21 protein-coding genes and 1 tRNA gene are annotated in these 18,403 nt (G+C 62.2%); 12 read left to right on the top strand and 10 right to left on the bottom strand.

What is annotated here, in order from left to right:
- Nucleotides 1–91: 91 nt before the first annotated feature.
- Both SIC17_RS05955 and SIC17_RS05960 read right to left on the bottom strand, forming a co-directional pair.
- On the bottom strand, nt 92–652 hold the full coding sequence (locus tag SIC17_RS05955; RefSeq protein ID WP_291895043.1) for a hypothetical protein: 561 nt from the start codon (nt 650–652) through the stop codon (nt 92–94).
- Nucleotides 653–904: 252 nt separating this feature from the next.
- Complete coding sequence (locus SIC17_RS05960; protein ID WP_291895046.1) at nt 905–1,351, bottom strand: hypothetical protein; 447 nt, start codon at nt 1,349–1,351, stop codon at nt 905–907.
- Between the two features lie 85 nt (nt 1,352–1,436).
- On the opposite strand from SIC17_RS05960, the gene SIC17_RS05965 reads away from it, so the two are divergent.
- Nucleotides 1,437–1,865 carry a MarR family winged helix-turn-helix transcriptional regulator gene (locus tag SIC17_RS05965; RefSeq protein WP_412546684.1) on the top strand — a complete coding sequence of 143 codons (429 nt, stop codon included), beginning with the start codon at nt 1,437–1,439 and terminating at the stop codon, nt 1,863–1,865.
- Between the two features lie 59 nt (nt 1,866–1,924).
- On the opposite strand, the gene SIC17_RS05970 is transcribed toward SIC17_RS05965, so the two are convergent.
- Together SIC17_RS05970 and SIC17_RS05975 are read right to left on the bottom strand one after the other, a co-directional pair.
- Nucleotides 1,925–2,001, bottom strand: a tRNA-Arg gene (locus tag SIC17_RS05970).
- Nucleotides 2,002–2,123: 122 nt separating this feature from the next.
- Nucleotides 2,124–3,107: a P1 family peptidase gene (locus SIC17_RS05975; protein ID WP_291895050.1), complete on the bottom strand. Its 984-nt coding sequence runs from the start codon at nt 3,105–3,107 to the stop codon at nt 2,124–2,126.
- 62 nt (nt 3,108–3,169) lie between these two features.
- Here SIC17_RS05975 and ggt point away from each other — a divergent pair, with 62 nt between their 5' ends.
- Complete coding sequence (gene ggt, locus SIC17_RS05980; RefSeq protein ID WP_291895053.1) at nt 3,170–4,888, top strand: gamma-glutamyltransferase; 1,719 nt, start codon at nt 3,170–3,172, stop codon at nt 4,886–4,888.
- Here ggt and SIC17_RS05985 read toward each other — a convergent pair.
- Both SIC17_RS05985 and SIC17_RS05990 read right to left on the bottom strand, forming a co-directional pair.
- Nucleotides 4,885–6,351 (bottom strand): sensor histidine kinase, encoded by a 1,467-nt coding sequence (locus SIC17_RS05985; protein ID WP_412546685.1) that lies wholly within the window; start codon nt 6,349–6,351, stop codon nt 4,885–4,887. The two genes, ggt and SIC17_RS05985, sit on opposite strands and share 4 nt — an antisense overlap.
- A 52-nt stretch (nt 6,352–6,403) precedes the next feature.
- Nucleotides 6,404–7,132, bottom strand: a complete 729-nt coding sequence (locus tag SIC17_RS05990; protein ID WP_412546686.1) for a TVP38/TMEM64 family protein — start codon at nt 7,130–7,132, stop codon at nt 6,404–6,406.
- A 133-nt stretch (nt 7,133–7,265) separates the two neighbouring features.
- Here SIC17_RS05990 and rpmH point away from each other — a divergent pair, with 133 nt between their 5' ends.
- From rpmH to dapD, 7 genes are all read left to right on the top strand, one after another.
- On the top strand, nt 7,266–7,400 hold the full coding sequence (gene rpmH / locus SIC17_RS05995) for a 50S ribosomal protein L34 (RefSeq protein WP_291895059.1): 135 nt from the start codon (nt 7,266–7,268) through the stop codon (nt 7,398–7,400).
- Between the two features lie 5 nt (nt 7,401–7,405).
- On the top strand, nt 7,406–7,783 hold the full coding sequence (gene rnpA, locus SIC17_RS06000; protein WP_291895061.1) for a ribonuclease P protein component: 378 nt from the start codon (nt 7,406–7,408) through the stop codon (nt 7,781–7,783).
- 14 nt (nt 7,784–7,797) lie between these two features.
- Nucleotides 7,798–9,594 carry a membrane protein insertase YidC gene (yidC, locus tag SIC17_RS06005; RefSeq protein ID WP_291895063.1) on the top strand — a complete coding sequence of 599 codons (1,797 nt, stop codon included), beginning with the start codon at nt 7,798–7,800 and terminating at the stop codon, nt 9,592–9,594.
- A 71-nt stretch (nt 9,595–9,665) separates the two neighbouring features.
- Nucleotides 9,666–10,238: a ribosome biogenesis GTP-binding protein YihA/YsxC gene (yihA, locus tag SIC17_RS06010; RefSeq protein ID WP_366940097.1), complete on the top strand. Its 573-nt coding sequence runs from the start codon at nt 9,666–9,668 to the stop codon at nt 10,236–10,238.
- A gap of 5 nt (nt 10,239–10,243) precedes the next feature.
- Nucleotides 10,244–11,254 (top strand): DUF1036 domain-containing protein, encoded by a 1,011-nt coding sequence (locus SIC17_RS06015; RefSeq protein ID WP_291895067.1) that lies wholly within the window; start codon nt 10,244–10,246, stop codon nt 11,252–11,254.
- Complete coding sequence (locus SIC17_RS06020) at nt 11,244–11,948, top strand: pyrimidine 5'-nucleotidase (protein ID WP_412546687.1); 705 nt, start codon at nt 11,244–11,246, stop codon at nt 11,946–11,948. The genes SIC17_RS06015 and SIC17_RS06020 overlap by 11 nt, the downstream gene beginning before the upstream one ends.
- 3 nt (nt 11,949–11,951) lie before the next feature.
- Nucleotides 11,952–12,776 carry a 2,3,4,5-tetrahydropyridine-2,6-dicarboxylate N-succinyltransferase gene (dapD, locus tag SIC17_RS06025; protein ID WP_412546688.1) on the top strand — a complete coding sequence of 275 codons (825 nt, stop codon included), beginning with the start codon at nt 11,952–11,954 and terminating at the stop codon, nt 12,774–12,776.
- Here dapD and SIC17_RS06030 read toward each other — a convergent pair.
- The gene (locus SIC17_RS06030; RefSeq protein ID WP_412546689.1) at nt 12,757–13,971 is read right to left on the bottom strand and encodes an NAD(P)/FAD-dependent oxidoreductase; all 1,215 of its coding nucleotides are present in this window, start codon (nt 13,969–13,971) and stop codon (nt 12,757–12,759) included. The genes dapD and SIC17_RS06030 overlap by 20 nt on opposite strands.
- 111 nt (nt 13,972–14,082) lie before the next feature.
- On the opposite strand from SIC17_RS06030, the gene SIC17_RS06035 reads away from it, so the two are divergent.
- Nucleotides 14,083–14,424 (top strand): aspartate decarboxylase, encoded by a 342-nt coding sequence (locus tag SIC17_RS06035; RefSeq protein WP_291895074.1) that lies wholly within the window; start codon nt 14,083–14,085, stop codon nt 14,422–14,424.
- Between the two features lie 4 nt (nt 14,425–14,428).
- Here SIC17_RS06035 and SIC17_RS06040 read toward each other — a convergent pair whose 3' ends face one another.
- Nucleotides 14,429–14,893 carry a cupin domain-containing protein gene (locus SIC17_RS06040; protein WP_291895076.1) on the bottom strand — a complete coding sequence of 155 codons (465 nt, stop codon included), beginning with the start codon at nt 14,891–14,893 and terminating at the stop codon, nt 14,429–14,431.
- Nucleotides 14,894–14,943: 50 nt separating this feature from the next.
- Between SIC17_RS06040 and dapE the strand changes: the two genes are divergently transcribed.
- Together dapE and SIC17_RS06050 are read left to right on the top strand one after the other, a co-directional pair.
- Nucleotides 14,944–16,107 (top strand): succinyl-diaminopimelate desuccinylase, encoded by a 1,164-nt coding sequence (dapE, locus tag SIC17_RS06045; protein ID WP_291895078.1) that lies wholly within the window; start codon nt 14,944–14,946, stop codon nt 16,105–16,107.
- On the top strand, nt 16,104–16,670 hold the full coding sequence (locus SIC17_RS06050; RefSeq protein ID WP_412546690.1) for a hypothetical protein: 567 nt from the start codon (nt 16,104–16,106) through the stop codon (nt 16,668–16,670). The genes dapE and SIC17_RS06050 overlap by 4 nt, the downstream gene beginning before the upstream one ends.
- Here SIC17_RS06050 and truA read toward each other — a convergent pair.
- Both truA and fmt read right to left on the bottom strand, forming a co-directional pair.
- Complete coding sequence (gene truA / locus SIC17_RS06055) at nt 16,667–17,422, bottom strand: tRNA pseudouridine(38-40) synthase TruA (protein WP_412546691.1); 756 nt, start codon at nt 17,420–17,422, stop codon at nt 16,667–16,669. The two genes, SIC17_RS06050 and truA, sit on opposite strands and share 4 nt — an antisense overlap.
- Entirely contained in the window at nt 17,422–18,354 is a 933-nt protein-coding gene (gene fmt / locus SIC17_RS06060) for a methionyl-tRNA formyltransferase (RefSeq protein ID WP_412546692.1), read from the bottom strand. The genes truA and fmt overlap by 1 nt, the downstream gene beginning before the upstream one ends.
- Nucleotides 18,355–18,403 lie beyond the last annotated feature (49 nt).

Here is an 18,403-nt window from a genome sequence, read left to right on the forward strand (position 1 = left end):
TGCGCCGGAATCATGACGCTCCGAGCATATCGCGGCTTTCCCGCTGCACGAGTGCTATTTTCTGCGGATCCAGCGAGGCCGTCCGCGCAGCCTATTCTGCGGTCCCGACCCGGTTGATGAAAATCGGACCGAAGTGGATGGTCTGGCGACCGTAGCCCATATTGGCGCCGAACACGACATCATCTGCAGCAAAATCCGCGGTCGCCGTTCCGCGGACCGTGTAATACTGCCCTTCTTCGGTCGGCCGGATGTTTTCGCTGAAGATGTTGTCATAGGGTTCACTGGTACGCACCAGCTGGAGATCGATATTACCGGTGTCCATGCCCCGGATCGGCGTCTCGGCCCGGACCCAGACACGCAACTCCACGATATCGCCGGCATTGATGTCGCGCACCAGCGGCACTGTCACACGTGAACGCCAGACTTCTTCGAGGCGGCGACGCATCCGGACTTCAAGAGCAGCGCCCCCAGGAGCCGTCTCGGACGCAACGATGCTGCGACGAATGCTTCCACCTTCAACGTCCCAGCGCACCGACATCGTGTCGTTCAATGCCTGCATGGCTGACGCCTCGGAGCTCGTGGTTACACTCAACCCCGCTCCAACAAGCAGCGCGATGAGTGCGGCAAACAATCCCATACGAAGTTTCAACACGATCACTTCCTCCCCGGCAAAGACCATTATGATAACGTTATCATTCCGCCCGAACACCAAGTCGATGTCAATCATGCTTATTGGAATATCAGGCGCATGAATAATTTAGAGCGAATTCGTCATGCGACGAACATCAGGTCCCGGAACCGTTTTTCGCAGCCTTTGGATCGTATGAATCAAACAACGCATTTCCCAGCTCAACCGCCCGCCTGCTTGATCAGGCTTGGGCGGTAAATCTGTGCCGGCTTAACGCTAGGCGTCAGACAAGGCATCGACTGGCTGAGAGTTGAACACCATCTTCAGAACCAGGGCGAACAGTGCAAACACCACGGCATCGCTTACGCCTTCCAAAAGCAGGAACAGACCCGGATTTTCCAGCGGAACACGGCCGATATAGCCCAGGTTGGCAGAAACCCAGTAGATCACCGCGAACATCACGGCGATGCGAAGCGTGGAGACCTGGCCGGCGACGGCGCGGATATGCCCATACAGCATGGCGAAAAAGGCCCCGATAAGAAAATAGGTCCCAAGCCCCGCCACCAACAGGAAACGCGATGGCTCGGTAAAACCGAAAAACCCCTCTTCGAGATAAACATCGCCCCAGAGCATCCGCCGCCAGACGATCAGCACCGCCGCCATCAAGACCATGAACACCAGACCTGCAATGACAGACCCTTTGAAAACCTCTTGCTTGCTCATTTTCACCACCTCAATTTAGTTGCGCTGCGCAGCTATCTCGCACAACTATTTGCGCAGCGCAACTAATTTCTGTTAGGATGCAGAAATGGAACAACAAAAGCTCACAGACGTCGTCTTCAAACTGTCCATCGATCTCGGTACGCAACTCGAAGGCAGCCCGGAGCTGGACGGGTTGGATATCCCGCTCATCAACATGAGAATCTTACGCTTCCTGTACGAGGAGGAGACGGCAACGCCACTGGCGGTCGCCGGCACCATCAATCGCGACCGTGGCCATGTTACACGCCTGTTGCAGGAACTCTCCGCTAACGGGTTGATTGCCCTGAAACCCAATCCTCAGGACGGACGCAGCAAGCTGGCTATGCTGACCGCGAAGGCCAGGACCATATTCTCCCGCGTCCATGCGGCTGAAGCGCGCCTCTATGACCGGGCAACGCAGGACGTTGACAAGCAAGAGCTCATCACGTTTTTCAAGGTCGCCCAAAAAATCTCGTCGAACCTGTCAGGCGGCTGACACGCGCGAACACCCGCAATTATGCGGTCAATCGTTTGGCATTATTGAAGCGGAAAAAATGGCGCACCGGGGAGGATTCGAACCCCCGACCCCCAGATTCGTAGTCTGGTGCTCTATCCAGCTGAGCTACCGGTGCAGGCCGTGTCTTCAGGGCAAGTCCCCGAAGAGGCGCGGAACCTAGCTTCGGGCCCTGGACTTGGCAAGGGGGCTTTCGCGCAAAAAACAGTGCAAGTGCAGCCCGGGTGCAGTTACGGGTGTTCAGGCCTTGCTGGCCTCGAAGACACCGCGGGCAATGGCGCGTGCCAGGCAGTCCGCAGCCAGGCTTCCGAGGCGCGCCAGCGTGAGCTCGGCAGCATCGCCCAGGGGCTTGCGGCCGGTGCACAGGGCAAACACGACATCACCGTCAAACGGGGTGTGAACGGGGCGGATGGCGCGGGCGAAACCGTCCTGGGCCATGATGGCAAGACGCTGGGCCTGGGCCGGGGCCAGAGCGGCATCCGTCGCGATGCAAGCAATCGTGGTGTTCTCACGGGCCCCCGGATTGAGCTTGGCATCCCCCCAGTCTTCCGGCTCTGCAGACCAGCCGGCCGGCGGACGCTGACCACCGAACTCGCCCTCCATCTCCCAGGGCCAGGCCCAGAACACGTCTGTGCCGGGCATCATCACCGAGCCAAAGGAATTGACGCCAACGATCGCACCCAAGGTGAAACCGTCCCGGCTGGTGATGCTGGCGGATCCGATCCCGCCCTGGCGAGATCCTGCCATAGCGCCATAACCGGCTCCGAAACGACCGACCGATACCTCCGTGGAGACATTGGCGAGGGCTTGCTTGCCCAGATCACGATAGGGCGGTTCCTCGCCCCAGTCCTTGTCACCGCCATTGGCGAGATCATAGAGAATCGCGCCGGGCACGACGGGAGATTTGGGCACGCCTGGACGCTCGACAAGCCCGAACCCCTGCCCCCGCGCACCAAGCACCGCTGCGACACCATCCACCGCCGCCAGGCCATAGGACGAACCGCCGGAAAGCACGACCGCATCAACGGCATCCACCAGGGTGTGCGCAGCCAGCGCGTCAGTCTCGCGCGTGCCCGGGCCACCACCGCGAACATCCACCGCACACACGGCGCGTTCATCGGGCAGGATGACCGTGACACCGGTGCGTGACCGTTCATCCTCGCTTTGACCGACCTTTATCCCCGGCACGTCGGTGATGGTGTTGTTTTTCACTGGCAATGCCATCAAAGGCCTCTTAACTGTTGGACACCGGCTCCGGACGGGTCGGCGAGTAGAGGACAAATTCCATGAAGCGCTTTTTGCTGTCCACCGCGATTTTCTCCCTGGCCGGATTTCTGGCCGCCTGTGGATCAAGCGAGACCCCGCAGGAAGAAGCCGCGTTGAGCGGTCCCGCCATGGTATCTGCAGCCAACCCACATGCGGTTGAAGCGGGCCTGGAAGCCCTGCGCGCGGGTGGTGATGCCATTGACGCCGCGATCGCCGTGCAGACCGTGCTGGGCCTGGTCGAGCCACAGAGCTCCGGCCTGGGTGGTGGCGCCTTCATCCTGTATTTCGACGCCGAGAGCGGCGATGTCACCGTCTATGACGGCCGCGAGATGGCGCCGGCCTCTGCGGGTCCGGACCTTTTCCTGGACGAAAACGGCCAGCCGCTGGGCTTTTTCCAGGCTGTGTTCTCGGGCCGGTCAATCGGTTCGCCGGGCGCGATCCCGGCCCTGGCAAGGGCGCACGAGGATCATGGCGCCCTGGACTGGGCGGACGGCTTCACACACGCGGAACGCCTGGCCCGTGAAGGCTTTGAAGTCTCGCCGCGCCTCAACTCCCTGATCGGTCGTTACGGCCAGCGCACGCCACTGGACGAATGGCCGGCCACCCGCGCCTATTTCTACACCGAGGCGGGTGAGCCGCTGCCAGTGGGTCACCTGCTGCAGAACCCGGACTATGCGGCGACGGTTCGCGCCCTCGCAGAGAACCCGCGCGCCCTGCACGAAGGGCCGATCGCCGAGGCGATTGTTGACGCCGTGCGAGCGGAGCCGCTGCCCGGAGACCTGACCCTGGCCGATCTGGCGGCCTATGAGCCGGTCGTGCGCAGCCCGATCTGTCGTCCCTATCGCCAGTACACCATCTGTGGCGCGCCGCCGCCGGCATCGGGCGGTGTGACCGTCAACGAGATCATGGGCCTGCTGGAAGGATATGACATGTCCGCCACCGGGCCGGACACGCTGGAAGGCTGGCGCCGTTTCATCGAGGCCAGTCGCCTCGCCTATGCTGATCGCGATGCCTATGTCGCCGACGCGGACTTTGTCACCGTGCCGGTCGAGGGTCTGCTGGCGGATGATTACATCACCGCCCGCGCCGCGCTGATGGATCGCGAAACGGCCATCGAGACATCGACGCCGGGCATTCCGGCCGGCATTGAGGCGCCCGGAGCCGACGCGACGCCTGACGCGCCGGGAACGAGCCATTTTGTCGTTGTCGACAGTGACGGCGATGTCGTCTCGATGACCACCACGGTTGAAGGCGGGTTTGGCAGCCATCGCATGGCCGGCGGCTTCCTGCTCAACAACCAGCTGACCGATTTCTCGCGAACGCCGGTGGACGCCGAAGGCCGGCTGATCCCAAACGCACCGGACGGCGGCAAGCGCCCGCGCTCTTCCATGTCCCCCACCATCGTCTTCGATGAAAACGGGGAGTTCGTCCTGGCCACTGGTTCGCCCGGTGGCTCCTCCATTATCGCCTATACGGCCAAGACGCTTGTGGCGATGCTCGACTGGGGCCTGACCCCGCAGGAAGCGATTGAACTGCCCAATATCGTTGCGCGCGGAGATGTCGTGCGGATCGAGAACGGCATGGATATCGAAATCCTCGCGGGCCTGCAGGATCTCGGCTTCGAGCTGGACGCCAATCGTGGCGAGAATTCCGGCATCCATATCGTGCGGCGCCTGGAAGACGGCACGCTGATCGGTGGCGCAGACCCGCGCCGTGAAGGTGTTGTGGGGGAGCCCTAGTCGGTTTTCAGCGGCAGCATGACCGCAAACACTGTCCCGTTCTCGTCACTCTTGATGAGGACGAGGTCGCCGCCATGGGCCCGGGCGAGTTCGCGGGCAATCGCCAGGCCCAGACCTGACCCGCCCTTGCGGGTCGAGCCGGTAAAAGCCTTGAACAGATTGTCCCGTGCCTTGGGCGGCAGGCCCGGCCCGGTGTCGCGCACCCAGAAGTGGGCACAATGTCCGTCCTCTTCCACGGTGACGGAGAGACGCGTCTCACCCTCGGCCGCAGTCATCGCCTGGATCGCATTGCGGAACAGGTTGAAGAAAATGCGGTGGGTCTGGTCCTGATCCACATCCAGGCGGAGGGCGCGGTCAATATCGAGATACCAGTCCACCTCGCCATCGGCGAGCCGGGCATTGTCGAACGCGTCCTCGATCAGCTCGGCCATGACAACACTGCTGCGGGCAGACGGCGCTTCCTCGGCACGGCCGAATTCCAGCGTCGCCTCGCACAGGCGGATACCACGATCAACGGAACGCACGAGACGGCTGGCCATTTTCTGGATGCGCTCATCCTTCTCCATGGCCAGGCGGTCGGTCACCAGCTGGGCACTGGTCAGGACATTGCGCAGGTCGTGATTGATCTTGGCGACGGCCTCGCCCAGGGCGGCCAGGCGTTCGCGCTGATGAAGGGCCTGGCGGATCTCTTCCTGCATCGCCGCCAGTTCCTGTTCAGCTCGGGCAATCTCATTGCGCCCCGCGGACGGCGAAATGACGCGGGACGCGTCCTCCGGGGCAGAGCGGAAACGCAGCATGGATCCGGCCAGACGGCGCATCGGCCGCACAAACAGGAAGAACATGGCCAGATAGATCACCAGACCAACTCCCAGGGCGATCAGGATGGATCCGGTCAGCAATTGCCTGGAAAAGGCGTTGAGCGCCTCCTTCAGAGGCTGTTCGGACAGGATGACGTCAATCGTCTCGGTCGGACGGCTTTGCGGTTGGGCCCGGATACGCAACATACGCCCGTCCTCGGCATAGAGCGTATCGACCGTCTCGCGCAGATGATCCCACCAGCTGGCCTCGCGCAGGTCGCTGGTGACCATGTCCGCATTGATGGGGCCGCCATAGAGGATGAGCTCGTTGATGCCGTCACGCACCCGAGACACGGCCACGGCGCCGGCGCCTTCCAGCAATTCCTCGACGGTGCGTTCGCCCAGGGCGCCGGAATCCTCCGCCACGTCGGCTGCGAGCGCGGCGAGATGCGCGGCCTCGGCGCGGTCCTGCATCCATTGCAGGCGATAGGCCGCAGCGGCGGGGAAATAGACCAGGACCAGAGCGGTCACGACCAGGCCGATGATCAGCGCCAGCAATTGTCCGGGAAGGTTCAGCTGGAACCGCGCCAACACCCCGGCACCCGCGTCGAGCACACGACGCGGCAGGGCGGATCTGCCGGGGGACTGTTGCGGATCGGATTGCATGGATCAGGTCAGGTTTTGCCGCAGCCTAGAATGATTTGCGCGGCAGGTAACTCTATCGGCGAGTGTTTTGCCAGCGCTGGCGCAAAAAGGGAAAGATGGCCAGCACCAGGGCCATGGCCACCACAACCAGGAAGCTTGGACGCAACAGATCATTCCAACCCGGTGACAGACCGGCATCGACAAGCTCACCCAGCCCTGCACCGAGATTCGCATAGAGAATCGTTGGCGCGATTGCCCCGATCAACGTGCCCAGGACATAACTCTTAAGCCGCGCGCCCAGCAGGGCTGCAGCGACATTGATCACAAAGAAGGGTGTCGGGGTCATGCGCAGCAGGATCATGTAGGTGAAGTCATTGCGGCGGAAACCATCGGCGAACCGCCCGATCCGGCCCTCGAACCGCTCATGGAATCGCTCGCCGGCGACGTAACGCGCAACCAGGAAGATGTTGGTCGCCCCGACGGTCACCCCGAACAGGGAGACGGGAATCGCCATGGTTGCTCCTAGCAGATATCCTGCACCAATAGTGAACCAGAGTGCTCCGGGCAGTGAGACCGACACCATCACCATGTAGAAAATGGCATACGCAAAAGCTGCAAAGAGGGGGTGGTCCGACACCCAGTTGTTCAGCGCCTCGCGATTGTCCTGCAAGAGCTGGGCAAGCCCCTGAGGCGTTACCCCGTTGATGAAGGCCAGGGCCAGCAGGACGAGGATCAGCAACAAAATGGCGCCCCGCATGGAGATGCCCTGTTTGAGCCGACTTCCCAATTGTTTGAGAGACATGATAGGGCACCCGAGACGCATGGCTGTATTTCCCCTGCCATCGCATGCGTCTTTTGCGGCGTCTAGACTTGACGTGCCCTCTACCCACGCGTATTAGCCGCCGCTCTGATTTTCTACGCGATGGAGCGCCACCGTGAAACGCACATTCCAACCGTCCAAGCTCGTCCGCAAGCGCCGGCACGGTTTCCGTGCGCGCATGGCCACGAAGTCCGGCCGCCAGATTCTGGCTCGTCGTCGGACCAAGGGCCGTAAGCGCCTGTCTGCCTAAGCACGATGAGCGCGACGCCATCGGCCGTTAAGCGGCTGAAAAAGCGGCGCGAATTCTTGTACGTTGCCAAAGGCGAAAAAGCCGTCCGCGCCGGTGTGGTCATTCAGGCCCGCCGTCGGGACGGCTCTTTACATTGTGGCGTCGGATTTACCGCCACCAAAAAAGTCGGCAATGCCGTTATCCGCAATCGCGCCAAAAGGCGTTTGAGGGAGACGGCCCGGCTGCTACTCCCCCTCCACGGACAGCCCGGCTTTGACTATGTATTCATCGCGCGTGCGGCCACGCCCGAAAGGGACTGGTCCAAGCTGGTCGATGATGTAGAAACAGCGCTGAAGCGCCTCGCCCGGAGCGAGCGCACGAGCGAGACGAACAAAGAAGCCTGAGGGGCTGAAGTATTATGGGCGACGACAATCGCAATTTCCTGGTGGCAACGGGTCTGATCCTGGCCATCCTGATGGTGTTCCAGGTCTTCTTCTTTGGTCCGCAACAGGCTGAACGCCGTGCCGAGCTGGAACTCCAGCGCGAAGCCGAGCTAGCGCTGCAGGAAGAGGCCTCGGACCTGCCGCCGGGGGCGGATGGCGAAATCGCCGCGACGACGCGCCTGATTGATCGCGACGAAGCCCTCAGCAGCGTCGAGCGCATCACCATCAATGCACCCTCTGTGACCGGCTCCATCTCGCTGGACGGTGTCCTGTTCGACGATCTTCAGCTGCGAAATCATACTGTAGAGGTCGACAGCGACGAGCTGATCTCCCTGCTCAATCCGATCGGTACATCCGGTGCCTTTTATGCGCGCGACAGCTGGCTCTCCCGTACGCCCGGCTTCAACGACCTGCCGGTCCATGACAGCCGCTGGACCCTGCGCAGTGGCAGCGAACTGACGCCGGAAACCCCGGTGGTCCTGGCCTTCACGACAGGGAGCGGCCTTGAAATCCAGCGTACGATCGAGATCAATGACAATTACCTGTTCACAATCACCGACCAGGTCAGCAACACCTCCGATGCCGAAGTCGAACTCCAGCGTTACGGCCTAGTTCGCCAGCAGGGCATTCCGGAAGATCTCGAGCCGAACATGGCTGTGTTCGAAGGCGCTATCGCTGTCGTCGACGGTGCGATGGAGCGCGAGAAATATTCCAGCCTTGAAGACGGTGCAGAACTTGAGGAAAGCGGCCAGGGCGGCTGGGTCGGCATCACGACCCGCTACTGGCTGGCTGCGGCGATCCCGAGCCTGGACAGCAATTTCACCGCCAATTTCCGCACGGTCGAGCGCAATGGCATTCCGACCTTTGACACGACCTATCGCGAACGCGCCCAGCTGCTCGAGCCGGGCTCCAGCCTGACCTCTGTCGGCTATATCTTTGCCGGCGCAAAGGAACTCGACGTTCTGCATTATGTCGAGGACGAGGTCGGCGTTGTCGGCTTCGACCGGGCCTATAACTGGGGTTGGCTGTGGTTCCTGGTGCGCCCGTTCGTGTGGATCCTGCACCTGCTGGAGGGCGTGACCGGTCATTTCGGTCTGGCCATCCTGGCCCTGACGCTGCTGATCAAGCTGATCATGTTCCCGCTGGCCAATCGCGCCTATGCGTCCATGGCCAAGATGAAGCTGATCCAGCCCAAGCAGCAGGAAATCCGCGAACGTTATGCCGCTGACCAGCAAAAGCAGCAGCAGGCGATGATGGAGCTGTTCCGCAAGGAGAAGATCAACCCGCTGGCCGGCTGTCTGCCGATCCTGCCTCAGATCCCGATCTTCTTCGCGCTCTACCAGACCCTGTTCAACGCGCTGGAAATGCGTCACGCCCCCTTCTTCGGCTGGATCCAGGACATGTCTGCACGTGATCCGCTGATGATCGGCAACCTGTTCGGTCTCCTGCCCTATGACCCGCTGTCCATTCCGGTTCTCAGCTTTGTGCTGGGCCTGGGTGCCTGGCCGATCATCATGGGCCTGACCATGGCCGCGCAGCAGGCACTGAACCCGCCGCCGCCGGATCCGATGCAGGCCAAGATCTTTGCCTTCCTGCCAATCGTCTTCACCTTCATCCTGGCGCCGTTTGCCGCCGGTCTGGTGATCTACTGGGCATGGAACAACTTCCTGTCTGTTGTGCAGCAATACATCATCATGCGCCGCCACGGGAACGAGACCCAGCTGGACAAGCTGATCGCTCGCCTGATGGGCAAGGCGAAAGAGGGAAGCTGACCTTGTCGGCTGAAGACGAACTCGACCTCACGGCCGGCCGGAAACTTTTCGGCCGGCCGACGACGTTTGTCATGGGCGCCGTCAGCCTGGGACAATTGCCCGAGCCCGATCGCATCGAGATCGCGTTTGCAGGCCGCTCCAATGTCGGCAAGTCCTCACTGATCAACGCCCTGACCAATCAGAAAGGCCTCGCCCGGGCGTCCGGGGAGCCGGGCCGTACGCGTGAGCTCAACTTCTTCAATATCGAAGAAAGCAATGTGCGCATCGTCGACCTGCCGGGTTATGGCTATGCCAAGGCGCCCAAGGATGTGGTCGACAAATGGACCCGCCTGACTCGCGACTTCCTGCGCGGCCGGGTCAATCTCAAGCGTGTCTATCTGCTCATCGACAGCCGGCATGGCCTTAAAAATGTCGATCTTGCGATCATGGATGTCTTCGACGAAGCCGCCGTGAGCTATCAGATCGTGCTGACCAAGACCGACAAGATCAAACCGCCAGCGGTCAAACGTGTGACCCAGGAAACCCTGGACGCCGTCATCAAGCGCCCGGCTGCCTTTCCGCGAGTTCTGGCGACGTCAAGCTCCAAGAAAGACGGGCTTGATATGATGCGTGCTGAAATCGCCGAACTTTCCCGCATCGGATAATCCTGATGAAGCCTGCCCAGTCTCTCAGTGTTGTATTTCTAGCCGTTCTGACGACCCTGTTCTCGGCCCAGCGCGCCGAGGCCGCCGAGCTGTGCAACGAAACGAGCTATGTCATCCAGCTTGCCACGGGCTGGCCGGTCGAGGGCGGCGTTTCCATCCAGGGCTGGCAGCGCATTCGTCCGGGTGAATGTGTCGCCACGGCCCAGGAAGTCAGCCTGGAGACCGACACACCGATTTTCTATTACGCCAAGACCAGCTCGGCTTATCTGGGCGGCGTCCGCGAATGGCGAGGCGGGGTTCCGCTGTGTGTGGACGAGGCGGATTTTGACGTCGTCGCCAATACACGCTGCGCGGCCCTGGGTCTGGCCTCTCGCGATTTCATGATCCGTGAAGGCGATAACCGCGCCCGTACCGTGCTGGTGGAGCCGGACAATTTTGGACGGCGCGCCGAGACCGCTGGCATCCAGCGCCTGCTGGAATCCGCCGGCTATGCGATCTCCTCCGTGGACGGTTATGAGGGCCGCGGCACCCGCCGTGCTGTCAGCACTTTCCTGTCGGACCGCGAGCTGGGCAGCCGGCCGGCCGCCTCCCGCCTGATCGACGAGCTGGAAGCCTATGCACTGGAGCGCAATGCGACGTCGGGTGTCATCCTCTGCAACAATACGATCGGCGATATCTCCGCGGTCATCGGCCACCGCCTCGCGGATGTCTGGCAATCGCGCGGTTGGTGGCGGCTGCATTCAGGCGAGTGCGCCCGCATGTTGGCCAGCCACCTGGACACCGCAAACGCCTATTATTACGCGGAACGGATCAATACCGGCGAACGTACGCCAATCGAGGACGGCACCCAGGTCTTCTGCCTGGCCCCGGCCCGTTTTGTCTCCGAAGGTCGCGAGAACTGCGCCCAGCGGGGTTACGCGGAAGCCCGTTTCCGGGTGATCCCTGAACCGGAAGACGGTGGCGTGCGTATATCTGTCTCGGACGATGATTTCGGAGGCATCAGGCGTGACCAGTGATCAGCCGGACCTGACACATATCACCCACTGGGTCTTTGACCTGGACAATACGCTCTACCCATCCGACGCCGCCGTGATGTCGCAAGTCGACCGGCGCATGACCGAATATGTCGCGCGCCTGCTGGACCTGCCACACGACAGGGCGCGCGAGGTCCAGAAGACCTATTGGCGCGACTACGGAACGACCTTGAATGGCTTGATGTCCAACCACACGGTCGACATGCATGAATTCCTCGATTTCGTGCACGATATCGATGCCTCGGTGATCACACCGGACCCACAACTAGCGGCCCGCATCAAGGCCCTGCCCGGAAAACGCCTCGTCTATACCAACGGCTCTGTGGGTCATGCCGAGAACATCATGGCGCGCCTGGGTATTGCCGACCTGTTTGACGACATTTTCGACGTCGCCGCGTCAGGATTCGTGCCCAAACCCCATCGCGAGGGTTTCGACCTCTTTGCCGACCGCTATGCCCTGCCGGTGCCGGAAAGCATCATGTTCGAGGATAGTGTGCGCAATCTGAAGACCGCGCACGATATGGGCTTTACGACCGTGCTCGTTCGGGCCAAGGAAGGCCCGCGTGACGAGGAAAGCGCCGCGCCGGGCGAACACCCCGACCACGTCCACTACGCCGTCGACTGCCTGCCCACCTTCCTGGGCGAGATAAAAACGGCGCAAAGCAAGACCGAGTAAGCCATGAGCACCGAGCTGCAGACCATTATCGACCAGGCCTGGGATGATCGCGACAGCGTCTCCACCGAGACGACCGGCGAGATCCGGGATGCGGTTGAAACCGCGATAGACCTTCTCGACAGCGGCAAGGGCCGCGTGGCGTCGAAGCAAGGCAATGGCGACTGGGTCGTGCATCAATGGCTCAAGAAGGCCGTTCTGCTCGGCTTCCGCCTCAACCCGATGGGGCTGGTGGATGGCGGTATCGCGGCCGGCAAGTGGTGGGACAAGGTCCCGTCCAAGTTTGAGGGGTGGGGCGAGGAAGAGTTCAAGGCTGCCGGCTTCCGTGCCGTACCGCCCTGTGCCGTGCGCCGGGGTTCCTTCATCGCGCCGGGCGCTGTCCTGATGCCGTCCTATGTCAATCTCGGCGCCTATGTCGATGAGGGCACGATGGTCGACACCTGGGCCACGGTCGGTTCCTGTGCGCAGATCGGCAAGCGGGTTCACATCTCCGGCGGTGTTGGTATCGGCGGCGTTCTGGAGCCGTTGCAGGCCGGTCCTGTCATCATCGAGGATGATGTCTTCATCGGTGCCCGTTCCGAGGTCGCCGAAGGTGTCATCGTGCGCGAGGGCGCGGTCATCTCGATGGGTGTCTTCCTGGGCCAGTCGACCAAGATCGTCGATCGCGAAACCGGAGAGATCACCCGAGGCGAGGTTCCGGCCTATTCCGTTGTCGTGCCGGGCACGCTGCCCGATCCCAGGGGCGGCCCGTCACTGGCTTGCGCGGTCATCGTCAAGCGCGTGGACGCTCAGACGCGGTCAAAGACCTCGATCAACGACCTTTTGCGCTAAGCCAGGTCTCGGCACCTTTCGCGGCGGCCAGCCCCGTCGCAAAGGTGGCCTGTAGCAGGTAGCCCCCCGTCGGCGCATCCCAGTCCAGCATTTCCCCGGCAACAAACGTCCCGGGGATGGCTTTCAGCATCAGCTGTTCATCCACTGCCGAGCGGGAAATGCCACCTGCCGAGGAAATGGCGCGGTCGAGACCGCGCTGGGCTATCACGTCCAGCGGGATGGACTTGATGTGCGCTGCCAGGGCCTTCGGCTCACGCGGAACCTCACCGGTCTCGCGCACCAGGGCTGCGGCCTGGGGTGCCAGGCCCAAAGTCTTGCGCAGGACAGTCGACAGGGATTGCCCCTTGCGCGCCCGTTCCAGTTTCGCGGCCAGCTGATCGGCAGTCTGGTTGGGCCGCAGATCCAGTCGCAGCTCACACGCGCCTAGCCGCAGCGCATTGCGGATCGGTTCAGACAAGGCATAGACCGCGCCGCCTTCCAGGCCGTAGGCCGCAATCATCGCCTCTCCGGCCACACGCTCCTCGCCGCAGCTCAGGGCAATCGTCTTCAGGGGCTCGCCGGCGAAACGCTCGCGAACGACATCGCTCCAGCCGATCTCGACACCGCAATTGGATGCCTGGAACGGGACAAGGTCCACGCCCTTGTCCTGCAGCATCCCGGTCCAGCTGGCGTCCGACCCCAGCCGCGGCCAGCTCGCACCGCCCAGTGCCAGGATCACCGCATCACACTGAATCTGAACGCTTTCGCCGGCATCGTTTTGGAAGCGCAATGATTGCTCATCCCACCCCGTCCAGCGCGTTCGGAAATGGAATTCAACACCCAGCGCGTCCAGCCGCTGGCGCCAGGCGCGCAACAGCGGCGAAGCCTTCATGGCTTTCGGAAAGACCCGGCCGCTGGATCCGACAAATGTCTCCGCGCCCAGACCGTCAGCCCAGGACCGGAGATCCCCCGGCGAGAAGGCGTCCAGGACCGGCGCCAGCCAGTCCGCCGCCTCACGATAGCGCGTTCGGAAGGCTTGATCGGGTTCGGAATGGGTGAGATTCAACCCGCCGCGGCCCGCCATGAGGAATTTGCGCCCGGGTGTCGGCATGCGTTCAAACACGCTGACGCCATATCCGCGCTGACCGAGATTTTCGGCCGCGAAAAGCCCGGCAGGGCCTCCCCCTATGATGGCGATGTGCGAGCCCGGTGACATGAGGCATGTCTAGGCGGGCTCGTGCAGAATTCCTAGCCCTGCGCTGATGCGCCGCTATCGAATCCAGCTCGAATCTGATCGAATGAAACCAACTGAACAAAGGGGCGCGCCATGAGTGATGAAATGACCAAAGAAAAGCCAGCCGCAGCTGATCCGGCAGCGCCATACGGTTCTGCAAACAACCCGTCCGAACACGATGTTCTGAACCGTCTGGGCAAGGACGAACCCTATTTCATCATCCGGGGTGGGGACCCGCTCTCCGACGCGCTTGTCGAACTGCACGCCTATATCGGTGCCGGTCAGAGTGGCGCAGCGCACGACACGCTGGAACGCATCCTGGCACTGACAGCGCAGGAACCGCCGCGCCCGGTCGGATCACCGAAATATCGCGAGACATTCAAGATCTCTGTCTCGATGGAACGCTATCGCGAAACGCATGGTCGTTCGCACTAGCTGATCAATAGGGTTCATCACGCTTGTTGGTGAACACAGCCGGTTTCGAGTAACGCCCGGGCCTCACCCGCAGGTCGATGTCCGGGTACTCACCGGCATCCTCGTCACTGCGTGACCCGATCGCCAGGAAGACACAGTCCGCATCCGACCTGTTCTGCAGGTGATGGCCATTGCGTTCGCCTGCCGGAAAAGCTGCGGCCTCGCCCGGGCGCATCACACTCTCACCGTCATCAGTGACCAATACGGCCTCGCCCTCCAGCATGACAACCAGCTCGTCCTCATGAGTGTGCCAGTGCCGCTGGGAGGACCAGCCTCCCGGTTTCAGACGAACCTGGTTGACGCCGAACTGGGTCAGCTCGCCTGCGGAAGCCAGACCTTGCCAGGACCGCGCCAGGCACGGCTCGTCAAACGGCGCGGGATAGCTTGAGCCGGACTTTTGCTCGAGCTCGGCGATACGAAATTTGCGCATGGCTGCATCCTCATTCTGGTCCGCACGAACAAACCGGTTATGTTCGTTGTATGGACACGAAAACAGGCCATTCCAATCCCCTCGGGCTCGCCCAAAGACTGATCCAGCGCCCGTCGATCACCCCGGTTGATGCCGGCGCGCTTGATGTCATGCAACAGGCCCTGGAAGAGCTCGGCTTTTCCTGTCGGCGTTATCGTTTCGAGGATGTCGACAATCTCTATGCGCGCCTGGGTTCGGCCGAGCCGTGCTTCATGTTCGCAGGTCACACCGACGTCGTACCGCCGGGCGACGAAGAGGCCTGGACAAAGCCGCCTTTCGAGGCCGAGACCGATGACGGGGTCCTGTGGGGGCGTGGTGCCGCCGACATGAAGGGCGCGCTGGCTGCCATGGTCGCTGCGACGTCGCGCCATCTCCAAACCGGTGAATTGCGGGGCTCGATCGCCTATCTCATCACGGGTGACGAGGAAGGTCAGGCCATAAATGGAACCAAGAAGGTCCTGCAGGCCCTGGCCGAGGAAGGTGAGACGTTCAACCACTGCCTGGTGGGCGAACCAACCAACCCGCACCAGCTGGGTGAGACCATCAAGTCCGGCCGCCGGGGCAGTCTCAACTGCACCCTGATCTCGCGCGGGCGCCAGGGCCATGTCGCCTATCCCGAGCGTGCCGAGAACCCGATCCCGCCCTTGATGGCGGTGATCAACAAACTGCTCGCGCGCACACTGGATGAAGGCCACCACCCCTTCCAGCCTTCCAATCTGGAAGTTACGACGATCGATGTGGGAAACCCGACAACGAATGTGATCCCGGCCGAGGCACGGGCGAATTTCAACATCCGTTTCAACATCAAGCATACCGGCGATGAGCTCAGCCGCTGGATCCGGGACGAGGTAGCGCTGGTCGATCTCGATTTCGACGGCTCGATCGACGCCAGGATCCACGTCACCGGCGAAGCCTTCCTGACCCCGGCCGGGGAATTCACTACCCTGCTTCAGGATTGTGTCGAGGCTGAAACAGATCGCCGCCCCTCGCTGACAACCGGCGGAGGCACGTCAGACGCCCGCTTTATCCAGCTTTACGGACCGGTTGCCGAGTTCGGCCTTGTCGGCGCGACAATGCACCAGGTCGACGAGCGCGTGTCTGTTAGTGATATTGAAAGCCTGACCCGCATCTATACCCGCATCCTGGATCGCTATTTCACGGACACGCCTGCATGATCCGCCTGATCGCAGAGGCCTATCTCGCCCTTGACGGCGCCCTCAAGGCGCTGACCTTCAAACCCGGCTGGGAGGCCGAGTTTGATGTCAGCATGAAAGGGTTCTGGCACTCATTCGCAGCGATCATTCCGGCCACGATTTGCCTGATCTTCATCCATGTCGGCAGCGTCGATGCGGGCAGCCAGATCTCGCTGGTCCACCGCTTCATCCTGTTCGGCGTCTCCTGGGTCTTGTTCCCGGGGGCCGCAGCGATTGTTGCCGTGGTTTTGGGTGTGAAAGACCGTTTCGTACCCTGGGTGATCCTGCACAATTGGGGCGTCGTCTGGCTGTGGATGTTCCTGGCCCTGGTTTCGCTGATGCGCACCGCCGGCTTGATTAGCCAGGACTTCTTCGTCTTCGTGATGTTTCTCTACAGCTATCTGCGCTTTCTCGCTCACTGGAGGATTGCCTATGTCAGCCTGGGTCTGCCGACCATCACCTCGGCCTTTGCCACAGCGGTGCCACTGGTGATTGGCTTCATCTCCCAGGTTCTGGTCTACCAGGCCTTTCTGCCGGCATCCTAGGCGCCTGACTTTCCGGGATAGTCCACTGCTGTCAGATACAGGCCATCCGGTGGTGCAACCGGGCCGCAGCGGCTGCGATCAGCTGCGTCCAGGGCGGACTTGAAATCCTTCGGCGTCCACTTGCCGACACCGACCTCCACCAGTGACCCCGTGATCGAGCGCACCTGGCGATGCAGGAAGGAACGCGCCTCGATGGTCAGCTGGACTTCCTCGCCATAACGGGCGACGGCGACACGATCGATCGACTTGACCGGGCTGTCGGCCTGGCACTGGGCATCGCGGAAAGTGTTGAAGTCATGTGTCCCGACCAGGAATTGCGCGGCCTGGTGCATGGCGTCGGCGTCCAGCGCCCGCGGCACCCGCCAGACCTGACCACGATCCAGCGTCAGCGGTACACGGCGATCGATGATGCGATAGAGATAGTGTCGCTGGGTGGCCGAGAACCGCGCATGGAAGTCATCCTCCACCCGTTCAGCGTCGAGCACCGCAATCGGGTTGGGTTTGAGGTAATAGTTGAGCGCGTCACGGACCTTGTCTTCGGCCAGGTCCTTGGCGAGGTCGATATGCGCGACCTGCCCCAGCGCGTGCACACCACTATCGGTGCGTCCCGCGCCCTGGACAGTCACTTCGGCCTGGTCGAGCCGCGCGGCGGCCTTCTCGAGCGCTTCCTGGATCGAGGGGGCATTGTCCTGCCGCTGCCATCCGGAAAACGGCCCGCCATCATATTCGATCGTCAGCTTGTAACGCGGCATCAGCCCAGCACCGTTCCGGCCGGGATTGACGTGCCCCGCAGGAAGTCCTCGGCCTTCATCGCGCCCTTGCCCTCGCGTTGCAGCTTGATCAGGCGCACAGCGCCATCGCCACAGGCAATAGTCAGCGTGTCGTCGAGGGCGGTTCCTGCCTCACCCTCTGCGGAAACCGCCTCGGCCAGCAGGACTTTCACCCGCACCGGACCCTTCTCGCTGGTCAGCTGGAACCACGCTCCCGGGAAAGGCGAGAGGCCGCGGATATGATTGGCCAGCTCCGCTGCGGGCCGGGTCCAGTCGATACGCGCCACCTCGGAGGAAATCTTGTGCGCATAGGTCACGCCGTCTTCGGGCTGCGGCACCGCTTCCAGCGAACCGCGTTCCAGCGCCGAGAGCGTGCGTGGCCACATCAGGGCACCGGCCTCCATCAGTCGGTCATGCAGGCTCGCCGCCGTATCCTCGGATTTGATGGGAACCACTTCGGACAACAGGATCGGACCGGTATCAAGGCCCGCTTCCATCTGCTGGATCTGCACACCGGTCGTTGTGTCCCCCGCCATAATGGCGCGCTGGATCGGCGCCGCCCCCCGCCAGCGCGGCAACAGGCTGGCGTGCAGGTTCAGGCATCCATATTCCGGCGCGTCCAGCGCGTCCTGGGGCAGGATCTGGCCATAAGCGACCACGGCCGCCACATCGACATCCAGCGCGCGGAAACCGGCAATCACCTCGGGGTCCCGGAAACTGGCCGGCGTCTCGACGGGAATGCCCAGAATCTCGGCCAGCTGATGCACCGGCGTTTTCTGTTCGGACTGCCCGCGACCACGGCGACGCGGTGGCTGGGTATAGACGCGAGCGATCTCGTGCCCGGAAGCGGCGATTTCAGCGAGAGAGCGCGCAGCGAAGTCCGGCGTGCCCATGAAAGCAATGCGAAGTGTCATGACGCGGCTTAGAGCGCGCAAAACGGGGTCTCGTCAAGCCTGCGGACAG

Origin of the sequence: Maricaulis sp. MIT060901 (assembly GCF_047123815.1) — a bacterium.
Classification (GTDB): Bacteria; Pseudomonadota; Alphaproteobacteria; order Caulobacterales; family Maricaulaceae; genus Maricaulis.

Coding starts and splice junctions, on each gene's coding strand:
- SIC17_RS05960 (WP_291895046.1), bottom strand. CDS start 1,351: ATGAGCAAGCAAGAGGTTTTCAAAGGGTCTGTCATTGCAGGTCTGGTG.
- SIC17_RS05965 (WP_412546684.1), top strand. CDS start 1,437: ATGGAACAACAAAAGCTCACAGACGTCGTCTTCAAACTGTCCATCGAT.
- SIC17_RS05975 (WP_291895050.1), bottom strand. CDS start 3,107: ATGGCATTGCCAGTGAAAAACAACACCATCACCGACGTGCCGGGGATA.
- ggt (WP_291895053.1), top strand. CDS start 3,170: ATGAAGCGCTTTTTGCTGTCCACCGCGATTTTCTCCCTGGCCGGATTT.
- SIC17_RS05985 (WP_412546685.1), bottom strand. CDS start 6,351: ATGCAATCCGATCCGCAACAGTCCCCCGGCAGATCCGCCCTGCCGCGT.
- SIC17_RS05990 (WP_412546686.1), bottom strand. CDS start 7,132: ATGTCTCTCAAACAATTGGGAAGTCGGCTCAAACAGGGCATCTCCATG.
- rnpA (WP_291895061.1), top strand. CDS start 7,406: ATGAGCGCGACGCCATCGGCCGTTAAGCGGCTGAAAAAGCGGCGCGAA.
- yidC (WP_291895063.1), top strand. CDS start 7,798: ATGGGCGACGACAATCGCAATTTCCTGGTGGCAACGGGTCTGATCCTG.
- yihA (WP_366940097.1), top strand. CDS start 9,666: ATGGGCGCCGTCAGCCTGGGACAATTGCCCGAGCCCGATCGCATCGAG.
- SIC17_RS06015 (WP_291895067.1), top strand. CDS start 10,244: ATGAAGCCTGCCCAGTCTCTCAGTGTTGTATTTCTAGCCGTTCTGACG.
- dapD (WP_412546688.1), top strand. CDS start 11,952: ATGAGCACCGAGCTGCAGACCATTATCGACCAGGCCTGGGATGATCGC.
- SIC17_RS06030 (WP_412546689.1), bottom strand. CDS start 13,971: ATGTCACCGGGCTCGCACATCGCCATCATAGGGGGAGGCCCTGCCGGG.
- SIC17_RS06035 (WP_291895074.1), top strand. CDS start 14,083: ATGAGTGATGAAATGACCAAAGAAAAGCCAGCCGCAGCTGATCCGGCA.
- SIC17_RS06040 (WP_291895076.1), bottom strand. CDS start 14,893: ATGCGCAAATTTCGTATCGCCGAGCTCGAGCAAAAGTCCGGCTCAAGC.
- dapE (WP_291895078.1), top strand. CDS start 14,944: ATGGACACGAAAACAGGCCATTCCAATCCCCTCGGGCTCGCCCAAAGA.
- SIC17_RS06050 (WP_412546690.1), top strand. CDS start 16,104: ATGATCCGCCTGATCGCAGAGGCCTATCTCGCCCTTGACGGCGCCCTC.
- truA (WP_412546691.1), bottom strand. CDS start 17,422: ATGCCGCGTTACAAGCTGACGATCGAATATGATGGCGGGCCGTTTTCC.
- fmt (WP_412546692.1), bottom strand. CDS start 18,354: ATGACACTTCGCATTGCTTTCATGGGCACGCCGGACTTCGCTGCGCGC.